Raw genomic sequence first — 13,325 nt, forward strand, 5'->3', positions numbered from 1 at the left:
TTAGAGAGAGAAAAAATTAAAATACAAGTTTAGACCAGCTAGCAGCCCAAGTTGGAAGCGTAACTGTAGATGGAGAACCTGGTGTATTGTACCATGGCTGGCTCACACCAAAATAACTTGCGTTGCTTGCATTAACTACCAGGTTGTTACCACCACCATCAACATAAGCACCAACTGCTGCTGTAATTGAGTTGACGAAACCGTGAACGGATGTAGTAGAGATATCTGAAAGACTTGCATTGGCATCACCATCAAAAGCGATACCGGTGTTGTAACCAGAAACAACTACGTTAGATAAAGTAACTTCCGAACCTCTGCGCTCGCGGATACCGTTACGGTAACCTAAACCGGCAATACCTGAAGTATTTTCTGTACCGAAAACGCTTACATTAATTAAAACAGGGTGTGTTTTAGGAGTTAAGCTAAAAGTAGCATCTTCTGCAGGTGCATTGTTATCAGATTCGATACCGTTTGAATCGCTTGCGCCACCGCTTGTGCTGTGTGTAGCGTTTTTATCTGCAATAGCAATACAATCAGTAAGGATACCACTGAAACCATTGTCGAAATCAAACTGATCATCGTCAGAAGCTAAGGCAATTAAATTGCTTGGGCTAACTGTACCACCGAAAAATTCGAATCCATCATCTAAACCGTAAGAAACCTGTACGTGATCGATAGTAGTACCGCTACCTACACCACCTAAAGTTAAACCGTTAACCTCAACGTTTGCAGCCAGTTGGAAACCTGCATACTCGATACGCACATATTGGAAAGTACCACGGTTATCCGCATCGTTAGTACCTCCGTAGTGGAATTTAGATTCGTTAGCTAAACCTTCAATCAGTTTATCGCCAACGTTGATTGTTGCATTACCTAAAATGATAACACCACCAAAATCGCCAGGAGTACCAGTTGTACCGGCATTACCATCTAAAAGGTTACGGCTTGTAAATACAATCGGATCAGCAGCTGTACCAGCAGCATTGATGGTACCGTCTTTAGCAATAACCAATACACCATTTTGTACACCTGGAGTATTAACCGATGCTTTGATGTAAGTACCTGGCTGGATGGTTAAGGTTGCGCCGTTTCTAACGGTTACTACACCACTTAATTCGTAAACGTTTCCTGCTGTCCAGGTTACAGAGCTGGTAATGTCTCCGCTAACCGCTACAACCGGTAACGATGACTGTGAATAATCTGCTGCTGAAGTGCTGCGGTTGCCGAATGCAGATGAAGCACCTTCATTTTTTTTACAAGCTGTAAAAGAAACAGCAACAATTGATAAAAGACCGATTAAGTTTTTGAAATTTTTCATTTTCGTTTTTTTGTTTTCATAGGATCTGATAGGTATGATCCATGTTTTTTAGGTTGATTTTTTTTGGTTATTTAGAGGTAAGGGCATATAAATCCTTATTTTTATGGAAATAAAGGCCCACATATCACTAAATAGGATGTTTTTTATATCTTAGTATTTCTTATCGATAACTAAGCAGATCTGTTGGCTGCCCTTGGCTTTTAACAGCAGGTTTTTAAAATATTTCAGGTTTATCCTGGATTGGCCGTTCCACTAGAAATGATCGGTTTAAACGGAGGGTTCTGATACAACCTTTCGTTTTTTTTATGGCTATGCAGGAAACTCTATTCCTCCTTTCTGATTAAATGGTTTAACTTTATTTATATTGTTTTTCATGGTCGCATTAAAAATTATAGGTAATGGAAGTGCTGTAGGTACGGCCGAATTTCTGTTTGAATAAAATAAGGTCTCCTTCTTCGTACTTGTTGCTGAAGCCCGGTTTTAAACGCATAAAATCGCTCTCATCACTTTGCCCTGCAACGTAATCGGGATTACGCTCGTAGCTAGCAGTGTTGCGATAAAAAAACGAAGCCCTATTTAACAGATTGGCCGCATTTACCTTTATTTCGAATTTATTGTTTAAAAATTTATAGGCCAGTTGTGCATCAATTTGGTCGCGGGCACGCTCATATTCAATATCAATAGGTTTATCACCTACGATATAGGTTTTATAGCCCGACTTATTATAGGCTATATTAAAACTGAAGTGTTTATCCATGTACTGAAGTCCTGCGTTGAACTGATAGGGTGACTGGCCGTACATGGCCCTTTTTTGGTTGATCGTTGCCTGTATGTTCGGTCCGGTTGGATTTGCAGGATCGGGGATTAGATAGGTGCTCCTCACAACCGACCTTTGTAGGGTGAGATTCCCATAGGCGGTTAATTTCGACAAAAGAGGCCATTCAGTAACAAAGCCGAGGTTTTTGCGGAATTCGAATTCAAGTCCGTAAACTTTTGCCCAGTCGGAGCTTTTGGTGTAATACGTGTAATTGCCACTAGCAGAACTAATGGTGATTTCGGCAGGTTTGTCGAAATATTTATAGTATCCTCCCACAGAAATGATTTCGCCCAGTTCAGGAAACCATTCAGTTTTGATGTCATAACTGTTAATCCTGGTGCTGTACAATCCCTGGTTACCAAACTGTCCGTCGAGATAAGGACTATACCTGAAAAAACGGCTGTTATCCAGTAGTTCAGGGCGGATAACACTGCTTGAAACAGCGGCCCTTACATTCAGGGCATCAATAGGACTATAGGTTAAATTTGCAGAAGGAAGCCATTGCCATTTGCGATCGGGCTTAAGGGCGAAAATTGATTGCGACTGGGCATTGCTATAGCCATTTTTAACTTCTTTATACTGGTAATATTCAGCGCGGATTCCCCAAACCAGGCGGAGGTTCGGTAATAAACGGTTATCAAGCATAATAAAACCTGCATGTGTATTGCTTTTTCCTTCATAATTATCCAAAAAGTATGGATTAACCGAGTAGAAATACTTGTCGAAACTGATGTTGGCCGGATTGATCATTTCGCTTACCGGGATGTATTTTAAACTATCTGCTAAAGTATTACTTCCCGAAAATGATGCGATCTGCCAGTTGAATTCTGCTTTTTTCCGGTTACCAAAATAACCTGTTTTTAAACTGTTGCGGGTGCTTTTAACATTAAATGGAACGGCAGCCGAAATATTCCAGGAGTAATGCCCTTCCTCATTTTCATAATGGTGGCGCGACATCGGCATTACTTCTATTTGTGTAGAAAGGTTATAGTTGTAAAAATACTGGTATTCATTTCCGATCAGTTTAGGACTGCTGGAAGCAATTACCAGGTCTTTTTCTTCCCTGTGGATACTGGTACGTGCAAGATCCCATTCTATTTTTACCTTTCCCAGCTGATGTTGCCCGCTCAGTTTATTTTGTAGCAAATCGGTATAAGTTGGGTCATCAGCTTCCTGAATGCGGTTGGGCGGAAGGTTAAAATTGGTTTCATCTTTGTTGAAACCGGTAATCCTTACCATATTGTTATCATACAAATGGGTGTAGGTATTGCGTAGGCTGAACCTGTTTTTGCCTAGTTGTAAACCGAAATTCAATATTCCTCCCAATGTGGTATTAAAATCATAGGCAGCACCGCTGTTATTGGGGTAAGCAATATTCCAGTCGCTTCTGTTCTGATTTTCGATGAGGTTGATGTTTTGTGTGTTTCTATAACTCAGTGCACCTGTAAAGCCAAATTTATTCTGGCCTGCAGTATCCAGGTTTACAGAATGTCCGATGGTGAACTGGTAATTCTGCGAAGGTGCAGCCTTGTATTTATACACACTCACATTATCCTGAGTAAATCTTTTGCTCTGATCGGTTACCTTTTTCTGATACTCGGTGTCTGTAAGTGTATTGTTGGGTGCAACGGTTTTAACGGTATGCTCTAAACCCTCAGGATAATCCCTTCTGCCATCGTCGAAGCCGAAATAATCATATTTGCCTCTTTTATGGCTTAAAAAATCTTTGCCTGTACTCTGGTCGTTGTATGATGTACCTGCAGTAAAACTTATAAAATTTTCGGAGGGAATATCTTTCGTGTTGATCTGGATAAGGCCGCCACCAAAGCTTGTATTCATATCGGGCGTTACCGATTTGCTTACCACCACATTATCAACCAGGTTGGAAGGGATGAGGTCGAAAGAAAAATTGCGGGTTTGCGCTTCTGTACTCGGCAGGGTTACACCATCTAACTGAGCCGAATTGTAACGCTCACCGATTCCCCGAACAATAACAAATTTATTGTCTATCGAGCTTACACCGCTGATTCTTTTTAAACTTTCGCCGATATTCTTGTCCGGTGTGCGGGCAATCTGTTCGGCACTGATCCCGTTACTGATTTCGGAAGCATTTTTCTGACGGGCCAATAAACCTTCAACTGACGCTTTTTTGTATGTGGCGGTTATCACTACATCCTGAAGTCCTTTTGCATCAGGTTTTAACGAAATATCCAAAGGTGTGGCTTTATCAGCCTTTACTGTTACATCACTAATGCGTTGTGTTGCATAAGAAATATAACTGATTTCTACTGTATAGGTACCTGGTTCTACATTGATGCTGTAACTTCCGTCGCTGGCCGTTTGGGTGGCTTTACCCGTTTCGATAATTTTAATAGAAGCACCAGGTAGGGTTTCACCTTTTTCATCGAATATTTTTCCAGATATCCGGCCCGGTTTTACCGGATCCGGTAATTTATAAAGTAATATGGTATTGGCATCAGCAAACCTGTACGTTACCCTGGTGCCCGACAATATTTTTTTGAGGATAAGCTCAAGAGCCATGTTTTTTACTTCAAGGCTTACTTTTCCATTTTGACTGAAAATCGATTTATTGTAATTGATTGAAAATCCTGCTTTTTCTTCAAGCAACGAAAGTGCACCTGGAATGCTCATTCCGGCTATTTTAATGCTCAAACTGCTTTCTTTTGGTGTTTGTGCAAAGCTGCTGGCCATGCCCTGATTAAATAAAAAAGTGCACAGCACCATTATGGCTACCATAGGGCGGTAATCCAAATTGATAAAATATTCTTTTATATAGTCGTAAAACCCTATTTTCATAGGTTCAAGATGTTTTTTAATTCTCACGGGTTAAAAACTTTTGTTTTAGGAGCTGGATTGTTCGAGCAATCCGGCTCCTTGTTCATGTTAAGAGGTTTAATTTGTTTTTCACAGGTATAAATCCGGTTTATTGCGCCTTTTGCAGCGCCATAGCATATCGCTAACTCATCATTGACAGCCCTCCCCCCATACGGTAATTGTTTTGTTCGCAGTGTCTATTTTATATTTCATCTTTTTGCCGCTCATCACGCGGATTTCTTCCATTATATTGCCAATGCTTTTGTTGGTAAACGTAGCGTTAAACCTGCAGTGGTCGAATTTATTGGTCTTCAGTTCAAAATGAACATTGTAATACCTTTCCAATGATTTAAACATATTGGGAAGGGCTACATCTTTAAAAGCAAAGCTGTTTTTAATCCAGGCGTTAACTTCGGTGATGCGCTCGTTACGGACAGTGTAATCGTGTGCTTTTAAATGGTATAATAATTTCATTCCTGGGGTAAGCAGCGAAAGTTGTTTTAATTTTCCCTCCCTGTTTTCCGAAACTTTTACTTTACCGGTACGCACCGCCACACTAAAGGTCCCGTCTTTCGGATAAGCATAAATATTAAAGGAAGTACCCAAAACCCTGGTCTGCATTTGTCCGCTATGTACTATAAATGGACTGCTGGTATCATGTTTAACTTCAAAAAAGGCTTCACCCTCCAGCCGGATATTTCTCAGTTTGCCTTTAACAAAATGTGATGGCCAGGTGAGTTTACTGCCGGCGCCAAGGTATACAATGGAACTATCTGGTAGTATCAATTTCACTTTTTCGCCCTTTTGGGTCGTTTTACTTAAAAAGGCAATGGCTGCTTGTATAGGCTCTTGTGCTTTTTTGTAGGCGTACCAACCAAACGCTGCAGAAATAACCACAACGATAGCGGCGGCATATTTTAGTATTGGGTATAGCGATCTGCTTTTTGGTTTTCGCTCTTCAATTTTGTTCCAGATTTGGTTAAGACCCTGGTTGGCTTCCGGAGTGTAATCGGCTTGATGGTTTTGCTTTTTCCATGCTTTATCCATCACCGCATGAAATTCGCTGTCGCCATTCGCCGGATCGGCGAGATAATCCAACAGGATTTTTTCCTCCTCCTGATTGGTTTTGCCCTCCAGGTATTGTTCAAATAATATTTTAATGTAATCTTGTTTCACTTTTATACTTGTTCTTAACGCTTTTATGCTGCGCGTTACTGTATATATGCACGAGAGTTGGCATACAGCTATAGGAGGAGAAGATTTTTTTTAAAAAAAGAAGAATTAGGTAAATTAATGACCAATATCAATTTTCAATGATCAATTAGCGAGCGCTTTAGGAGTTAGCCACGGAGACTCAGAAACACGGAAAATTTAGCGCCGATTGTCATCCTGAGCGTATTTGAGGGATCTTTTAGGATGGGAAAATGTAAGGTGGATGATGGACATGAATAAATCAATGACCAATGACCAACAATCAATGACTAGTTAGCGATTGTCGCAGTAGTTAACTATAAACCTTAATGTTCTTAAATTCTTAATGGTAAAAATGGACTAAAATTTACGCTAATTTTAGCCACGGAGACTCAGAAACACGGAAGACTTGACGCGGTTTGTTATCCTGAGCGATAATTTATTTTATAAAAATCAATATAATGACAGATGGATAAGAAGCTGAATGCTCTCAAAGTATCGTCATTTCGACCGCAGTGGAGAAATCTTTTAAATTTGATTTCGATAACTTGATAAATAGATCTCTCCATTTCGCTGCGCTACAGTCGAGATGACGACTTTTCTCTTGGATTCTGTCAATGGTAGCGTAGCCGAATGATCTTTTACAATGGAAAATGTAAGGTGGATGATGGACATGAATAACCAATGATCAATTTTCAATGACCAGTTAGTGAGTGTCTCAGTAGTTAACTATAAACCTTAATGTTCTTAAATTCTTAATGGTAAAAAATGCAATAAAACTTACGCTAATTTTAGCCGCGGAGACTCAGAAACACGGAAAATTTAGCGCCGATTGTAATCCTGAGCGTAGTCGAAGGATCTTTTACGATGGAAAATGTAAGGTGGATGATGGACATGAATAACCAATAACCAACGATCAATGACCTGTTAGCGATTGTCTCAGTAGTTAACTATAAACCTTAATGTTCTTAAATTCTTAATGGTAAAAATGCAATAAAACTTACGCTAATTTTAGCCACGGAGACTCAGAAACACGGAAAATTTAGCGCCGATTGTCATCCTGAGCGATAATTTATTTTATAAAAATCAATATAATGACAGATGGATAAGAAGCTGAATGCTCTCAAAGTATCGTCATTTCGACCGCAGTGGAGAAATCTTTTAAATTTGATTTCGATAACTTGATAAATAGATCTCTCCATTTCGCTGCGCTACAGTCGAGATGACGACTTTTCTCTTGGATTCTGTCAATGGTAGCGTAGCCGAAGAATCTTTTACAATGGAAAATGTAAGATGGATGATGGACATGAATGACCAATGACCAACAATCAATGATCAGTTAGCGATTGTCTCAGTAGTTAACTATAAACCTTAATGTTCTTAAATTCTTAATGGTAAAAATGGACTAAAATTTACGCTAATTTTAGCCACGGGACTCAGAAATACGGAAAATTTAACGCTAATTGTCATCCTGAGCGATAATTTATTTTATAAAAATCAATATAATGACAGATGGATAAGAAGCTGAATGCTCTCAAAGTATCGTCATTTCGACCGCAGTGGAGAAATCTTTTAAATTTGATTTCGATAACTTGATAAATAGATCTCTCCATTTCGCTGCGCTACAGTCGAGATGACGACTTTTCTCTTGGATTCTGTCAATGGTAGTGTAGTCGAAGGATCTTTTACAATGGAAAATGTAAGGTGGATGATGGACATGAATAACCAATGACTAATGACTAATTAACTAATGACCAATGAACCAGTGGCTAATGAACAATTGAACCACTACCAATGATATTATCGTTTCTGGCGAATAAGTCTTAAAGTATTTCCGCATGATGCTCAGCGATTTTTTGATGTGGTTGTTCACCGTGTTTTTAGAAATCCCCATTAGCTGCGATATTTCCTCGTGAGTATGGTGGTCGTTCCGGCTCATCAGGTATATCCGTTTTACCTGTGGAGACAGGCTTTCGATCGCTTCCTGTGCCAGCTGTTTAGATTCTTTGGCATCAAGTTCATCCTCGATCGCATTAAAAGATTGTTGTTGTGCTAAATTTTCACTACTGTAGGCTTTTTCCCTTGCTTTTTTACGGAGTGTGCCCAAAAAATTATTGCGGATCAGGGTATAAAGAAAAGCATCGAAATTCTTTTCCGGGTCTACTTTAGTCCTGTTTTCCCAGAGTCTCACAAAGCTATCTTGCGTAAGTTCTTCGGCTTCTTCGCGGCAGCGGGTAAAATGGTAGGCATAACCAAATATTTTTTGGCGGTACTTGTGGTAAATTTCATTAAAAGCGGCAGAATCGCCAGCTTTCAATGCATTCAGGAGTTTTATATTTTTAAAATCTTCCAACTTTTCCATGAGTAGCGGTTAACGGAGGCAAGTTAGGGCTTGCGTTTAAAGTTAATGTTAAGCTAATGAGAACCTTTTCTGTCTCTGCTATCGGTGAGTAATAATTATGCCCTGTTGCGCCGATTGGGCCCTCGAATCCATTAAAATATTTCCGGGTTGGAAAGCTCCCGAAAGCATAGTGTTAAGGCTTACACCTGTTTTGGCTACTTTACCACTTATCCTGGCCATTGCTGCTTTAATCAGCGGATCGGCCTGATCGCCAAATGGGAGCAGGGGTAAGGTGTTGATTTCATTTACAGTCAAATCGGGTGGGATACCAGCACTATAATTACCAGTTCCCTGTGCGTTAAATAGTTTATACACAATCGGGTGCATTTCCCAGTTGACTTGTTTTGGAATCCGTGCATCAAATATCCTGAACGATGCTTCATCTTTTCCCCTCGTTTTTTCACCGATTTGTATCACCTGGATAAAGGGTTTTAAATTGTTGATCATCACTTCCGAAGCTGATGCTGTGGCGGCGGTTGACAGAATATAAACCTTGCTTAAGCCCAGGTTTTGCTGAAGAAGGACATTGAAATTTACAGTCCGATCGAAAGTAGCTGCGGTACCGATGGATTCTGTTCTGGTTCCGCCGTTTTTATTACCCTTATAGGTAATGAATGCTTTATCGAAAGATATATTCTGTACAATCATGGCACATATTGCTGCCGCTTCTGCTACCTGACCGCCAGAATTATAACGTAGATCGAGGATCAGGTCGGTAATGCCCTCAGCCTTAAAATTACTGAAAACCGGAATTAATGAACTGGCTAATCCACCATTAAAATCAAGAAAATAGAGGTAACCGATCTTTTTTCCATCACTTTCTATCACTTTACTGATTTCTTTTTGATCGAGGATTGCCCCTTTAGTCAGTTCTATGGCACGTGTATCTGTCCATACATTGTTATTCTGCTCTGCCAGCGTTATCGAAAAGCGGTCGCTACTTAAAATTTCCTCCTGCAGGGCCTGTGCATTGGCAGTTGTTAAGGTTTTTCCGTTTATTTTGCTGATGTAATCTCCACGTTTCAATCCTGACCGTGATGCAGGTGAATCTTTTAAAACCAGTTTAATAATTCCAATTACCTTTGCGCTGTTCTGGTCGCTAACGGTAACATAATCAAAACCGAAGTTCCGGTTGTTCGGTGTAATGGTTGTGGCATCGTTGGGGATATTGATATAAGAAAAGCGGTCGGATGCATTGCGCACCGAATTAAAAAAAACTTTGGGTGATAAACCGATATTAGGATCGGAGGGTAGCTGCTCGTTCCAGTAATAATAACGTTTTAGGCTATCAATTATCCAGGTATTGATGTTTTCGTTGCTTCCCGCAGGATAATCGGGGCTTTTTTTATCTTTTTTGCAGGAATGAAGGGAAATGATCAGAAAAATAAAATAAGAACAGCAATAAAGTATTCTTTTTAAGTGAGTTGAGCGTTTTTTCATAACTTTTCTGAATTTCAACAACAAACTTAAAACTACTATTGTTAAGCGGGGATTAAGTTTTAAACTCCGGCTGGTGAACTGAAATGAAAAATGGGCACTGTTAATTTATGATTAGCAGATGAATTAACGTTAACATAACAATAATTAAATGTTTGCTTTTTATTGTGTTAACTTTGCGTGGTGAATATCCCGCTCTACATCTATTACGAATTGCTGATCCGTTTATCTGAAATTGAAGCCGAAATCGGACATTATGTATCCTCTACCGCCGATCACGAAATCTGCATCATCCGTACCACCAATGGAACGATAAAAGTACCCATAAATCTTTTGAAAAAGCAGTTTGATGATCCTAATCTTATTGATAACGAAGAATTAAAAGTATTAAGCCAAACCTTCAGGCCAAATTACCTGTAAATCAGTTAAATGGGCTGCAGGTTGTTTTTTGCTTAAAAAAGTCCATGTTATTAAAGCGTTAAGCTTTTGGTTTGAGCATTTAAATGTAAGCTGACTTTTTACTTTTGCGGCGATCTAAAGAAAAAGGTCGATGTAGAGCGCTGGCCGGTAGCATGCCGAAGGTTCGACTCCTTCCTCTACAACTATTTATCCCGATTGTCATGTATCTGTTCGATTGTCTGCAGAAATAAAAACTTCATTTTTTATTCATCTTGCCTTGCTAGTTTTGAGGCATATCTATCATAGATATTAGTTATTATTTGGTTATTTGATAAGCCTAAATGGATGTTTGGCTTATTTCATAAACGGGATAAATAGGTGCCTTACCGATTTATCCCGTTTTTATTTTATCACTAATAATTAAAAGTTAATCCACCGCCAAGGCCCATATCGCTATCATAGTGCGTAGATAGTGAGATATATTTCGTTAGTATATACCGAAGGCCTGCGGCATATTCTTTATCCGTATTCACCATAAAGTTTGCCCGTAAACGTTTCGAAACCGGGATGTCTTCCCGTCCCAGCTGAAACCTTAATTTTCCGTTACCATCAATCCTGGCGTCGGCAACAATGAGTATCGGTAGGGTATAAGCGATACCCGCCACAATGGTTTTCCGGTTTTCTTTATTGCTGATCTGCCCGAACATATTGCGTTCATCACTTCCGAAAATGTTTTTTTCATCGGGATTGAATTTTTTGTAATGATAATCGAAACCCACATAAGGAAACAACCATTGGTTCCGGCCAATAAACCTGCCCAACATGGTTTCGCTCTCGTAACCCATCATAGCGTTGGTTCCCAAATGCCACATGGTATTGAGCGACCAACGGGTTTGTGCCAGCATCAACTGTCCATCGCTACCACTGCTTTCTATGCCTACACGCCCCATCAGGTGCGGCATCCGATCGTCCCGGAAGAGTTTGCGTTGGGCTAGTTTTGGATCGGGTACATCAGGATTGGGAGGCGAATTTTCATAGCTGAATACCCGGCCCATGCCACTCATCATGTGGTATAAAATATGGCAATGGAAAAACCAATCGCCACCATTTTCTGTAGCGGCAAATTCGATCGTATCCCGTTCCATAGGCATAATGTCGAGTACATTTTTCATCGGGGCATAATCTCCCTGTCCGTTAATGACCCTAAAATCATGACCATGGAGGTGCATCGGGTGGCGCATCATGCTGTTATTGTATAAAATAATCCTTAGGTTTTCGCCTTTTTTGATCAGGATTTTATCCGATTCCGAAACCGTTTTATTATCCAGTGTCCATACATAACGGTTCATATTGCCGGTAAGGTCAAATTTGAGTTCCCGTACCGGTCCTTTAGGCAATACCGTTTTTTTAGGATCGCGCAGCATGTTATAGTTTAAAGTCACGATATCGGGCTTTTCGGTGCTCATGTCCATATCAGCCATATCCATATCGTCCATTTTATCCATCTTCTTGATGTCTGCCGGCCCTGTAATTACGGTATTCATGTCCATTATCTGGTTCTGCATTTTCATTCCTTTCATCTCTACCATATTGCCGTTCATGTCCATCATATCGTTCATCATCTTCATCCCCGCGAAATATTTCAGTTTTGGCATTTTCCCTGCTGCTACTTTTCCCCCACTTCCCAGCCATAGAGAGGCTGATTTGGTCCGGTCTTCAGGCGTGACTAAAAATTCATAATTTTTATTCTCCGGAATGGTAACCACCACATCATAGGTTTCAGAAACTGCAATAATCAAACGGTCTACCTCCACAGGTTCTACATCGTTGCCATCAGTTGCCACTACGGTTATTTTCCCGCCAGCATATTTTAGCCAGAAATAAGATGACGCGCCTGCATTGGCAATCCTTAACCTTACCTTATCGCCAGCCTTAAACTTCGGTTGCAAATATTGGTTTTCTCCGTTGATCAGGAATTTATCGTAATACACATCACTAACATCCATGGCATTCATTCTTTTCCACTCATTGACTACCTTGGTTTTGAAATTCCCGGTTTTGATGGCCTCTGCATAACTTTGTGTAGTCCCTTTTTTAATCGAAAACCAATCGGTAGCCGCATGGAGGCTTCTTTGCACTTCCTCTGGTTTCATATTGGTCCATTCGCTTAGTACCAAGGGTATAGACGGAATGTCCCATTCATTGCGTTTTTTGATGATAAAAGCACCATACATGCCAATTTGTTCCTGCAGCATGGTATGGCTGTGGTACCAGTGTGTGCCGTTTTGTATAACCGGGAATTTATAATGGTGTGTAGCACCTGGTTTTATCGGCATCTGCGTCATATTGGGCACTCCATCGTAACGGTTTGAAAGGAAAAGTCCGTGCCAGTGCATAGAGGTTTCTTCCATTAATTTATTGTGCACATAAATTTCGGCGGTATCACCCTCGGTAAAAGTTAAAGTAGGCATGGGGATACTGCCGTTTACCGCAATAGCATGTTTAGGTTTACCACCGTAGGTAACAGTAGTGTCAGTAACATATAAATCATAGCGTACGGTTCTTGGAAGCGCATTAGAAGGTAAAGTTTTTATTGGACCAAGATTGGCTTTCGCTTTTTTAATGTTATCCATTAGGTCGGGATTTCCCATATTCATCCCCTTCATATCCATCTTTTCCTCCTCTGATCCACGCATTTCCTCATGTTCGGTTTTGCTTTTCGGAGCATTTTCCTTTTTAGCCACCAGGTTCATCCCGCATTTAGGACATTTTCCGGGTTGATCAGAAAGTACTTCTGGATGCATGGGGCAGGTATAAACCGTACTTGCCGCTTTTTCTTTCTCTTGCATTTTCATTCCTTTCATCTCCTGGGCAGAAACGCCTAGTGAAAAGAACATTAAAATGCTGAATATTATATTTTTCATCTT

General features: G+C 40.2%; 7 protein-coding genes. 1 reads left to right on the top strand and 6 read right to left on the bottom strand.

Annotation, left to right across the window (positions count from 1 at the left end):
* Positions 1-16: 16 nt before the first annotated feature.
* From H9L23_RS06770 to H9L23_RS06790, 5 genes are all read right to left on the bottom strand, one after another.
* Positions 17-1,318: a hypothetical protein gene (locus H9L23_RS06770; RefSeq protein WP_187594248.1), complete on the bottom strand. Its 1,302-nt coding sequence runs from the start codon at positions 1,316-1,318 to the stop codon at positions 17-19.
* A 382-nt stretch (positions 1,319-1,700) separates the two neighbouring features.
* Positions 1,701-4,952: a TonB-dependent receptor gene (locus H9L23_RS06775; protein ID WP_187594249.1), complete on the bottom strand. Its 3,252-nt coding sequence runs from the start codon at positions 4,950-4,952 to the stop codon at positions 1,701-1,703.
* 168 nt (positions 4,953-5,120) lie between these two features.
* The gene (locus H9L23_RS06780) at positions 5,121-6,146 is read right to left on the bottom strand and encodes a FecR family protein (RefSeq protein WP_187594250.1); all 1,026 of its coding nucleotides are present in this window, start codon (positions 6,144-6,146) and stop codon (positions 5,121-5,123) included.
* A 1,762-nt stretch (positions 6,147-7,908) separates the two neighbouring features.
* Complete coding sequence (locus H9L23_RS06785) at positions 7,909-8,523, bottom strand: RNA polymerase sigma factor (protein WP_187594251.1); 615 nt, start codon at positions 8,521-8,523, stop codon at positions 7,909-7,911.
* Between the two features lie 78 nt (positions 8,524-8,601).
* The gene (locus H9L23_RS06790; RefSeq protein ID WP_187594252.1) at positions 8,602-10,002 is read right to left on the bottom strand and encodes a S41 family peptidase; all 1,401 of its coding nucleotides are present in this window, start codon (positions 10,000-10,002) and stop codon (positions 8,602-8,604) included.
* Positions 10,003-10,182: 180 nt separating this feature from the next.
* Here H9L23_RS06790 and H9L23_RS06795 point away from each other — a divergent pair, with 180 nt between their 5' ends.
* A complete protein-coding gene (locus H9L23_RS06795; protein WP_187594253.1) occupies positions 10,183-10,419 on the top strand; it encodes a hypothetical protein in 237 nt (78 codons plus the stop codon).
* A 392-nt stretch (positions 10,420-10,811) separates the two neighbouring features.
* Here H9L23_RS06795 and H9L23_RS06800 read toward each other — a convergent pair whose 3' ends face one another.
* Complete coding sequence (locus tag H9L23_RS06800; RefSeq protein WP_187594254.1) at positions 10,812-13,322, bottom strand: multicopper oxidase domain-containing protein; 2,511 nt, start codon at positions 13,320-13,322, stop codon at positions 10,812-10,814.
* Between the last annotated feature and the right edge of the window lie 3 nt (positions 13,323-13,325).

The sequence above is a fragment of the Pedobacter roseus genome, assembly GCF_014395225.1.
GTDB classification, from domain to species: Bacteria; Bacteroidota; Bacteroidia; order Sphingobacteriales; family Sphingobacteriaceae; genus Pedobacter; species Pedobacter roseus.

Bases quoted from the DNA above. Each gene is read 5' to 3' on its own strand.
- H9L23_RS06770 (WP_187594248.1), bottom strand. From the start codon at position 1,318: ATGAAAAATTTCAAAAACTTAATCGGTCTTTTATCAATTGTTGCTGTT.
- H9L23_RS06775 (WP_187594249.1), bottom strand. From the start codon at position 4,952: ATGAAAATAGGGTTTTACGACTATATAAAAGAATATTTTATCAATTTG.
- H9L23_RS06785 (WP_187594251.1), bottom strand. From the start codon at position 8,523: ATGGAAAAGTTGGAAGATTTTAAAAATATAAAACTCCTGAATGCATTG.
- H9L23_RS06790 (WP_187594252.1), bottom strand. From the start codon at position 10,002: ATGAAAAAACGCTCAACTCACTTAAAAAGAATACTTTATTGCTGTTCT.
- H9L23_RS06800 (WP_187594254.1), bottom strand. From the start codon at position 13,322: ATGAAAAATATAATATTCAGCATTTTAATGTTCTTTTCACTAGGCGTT.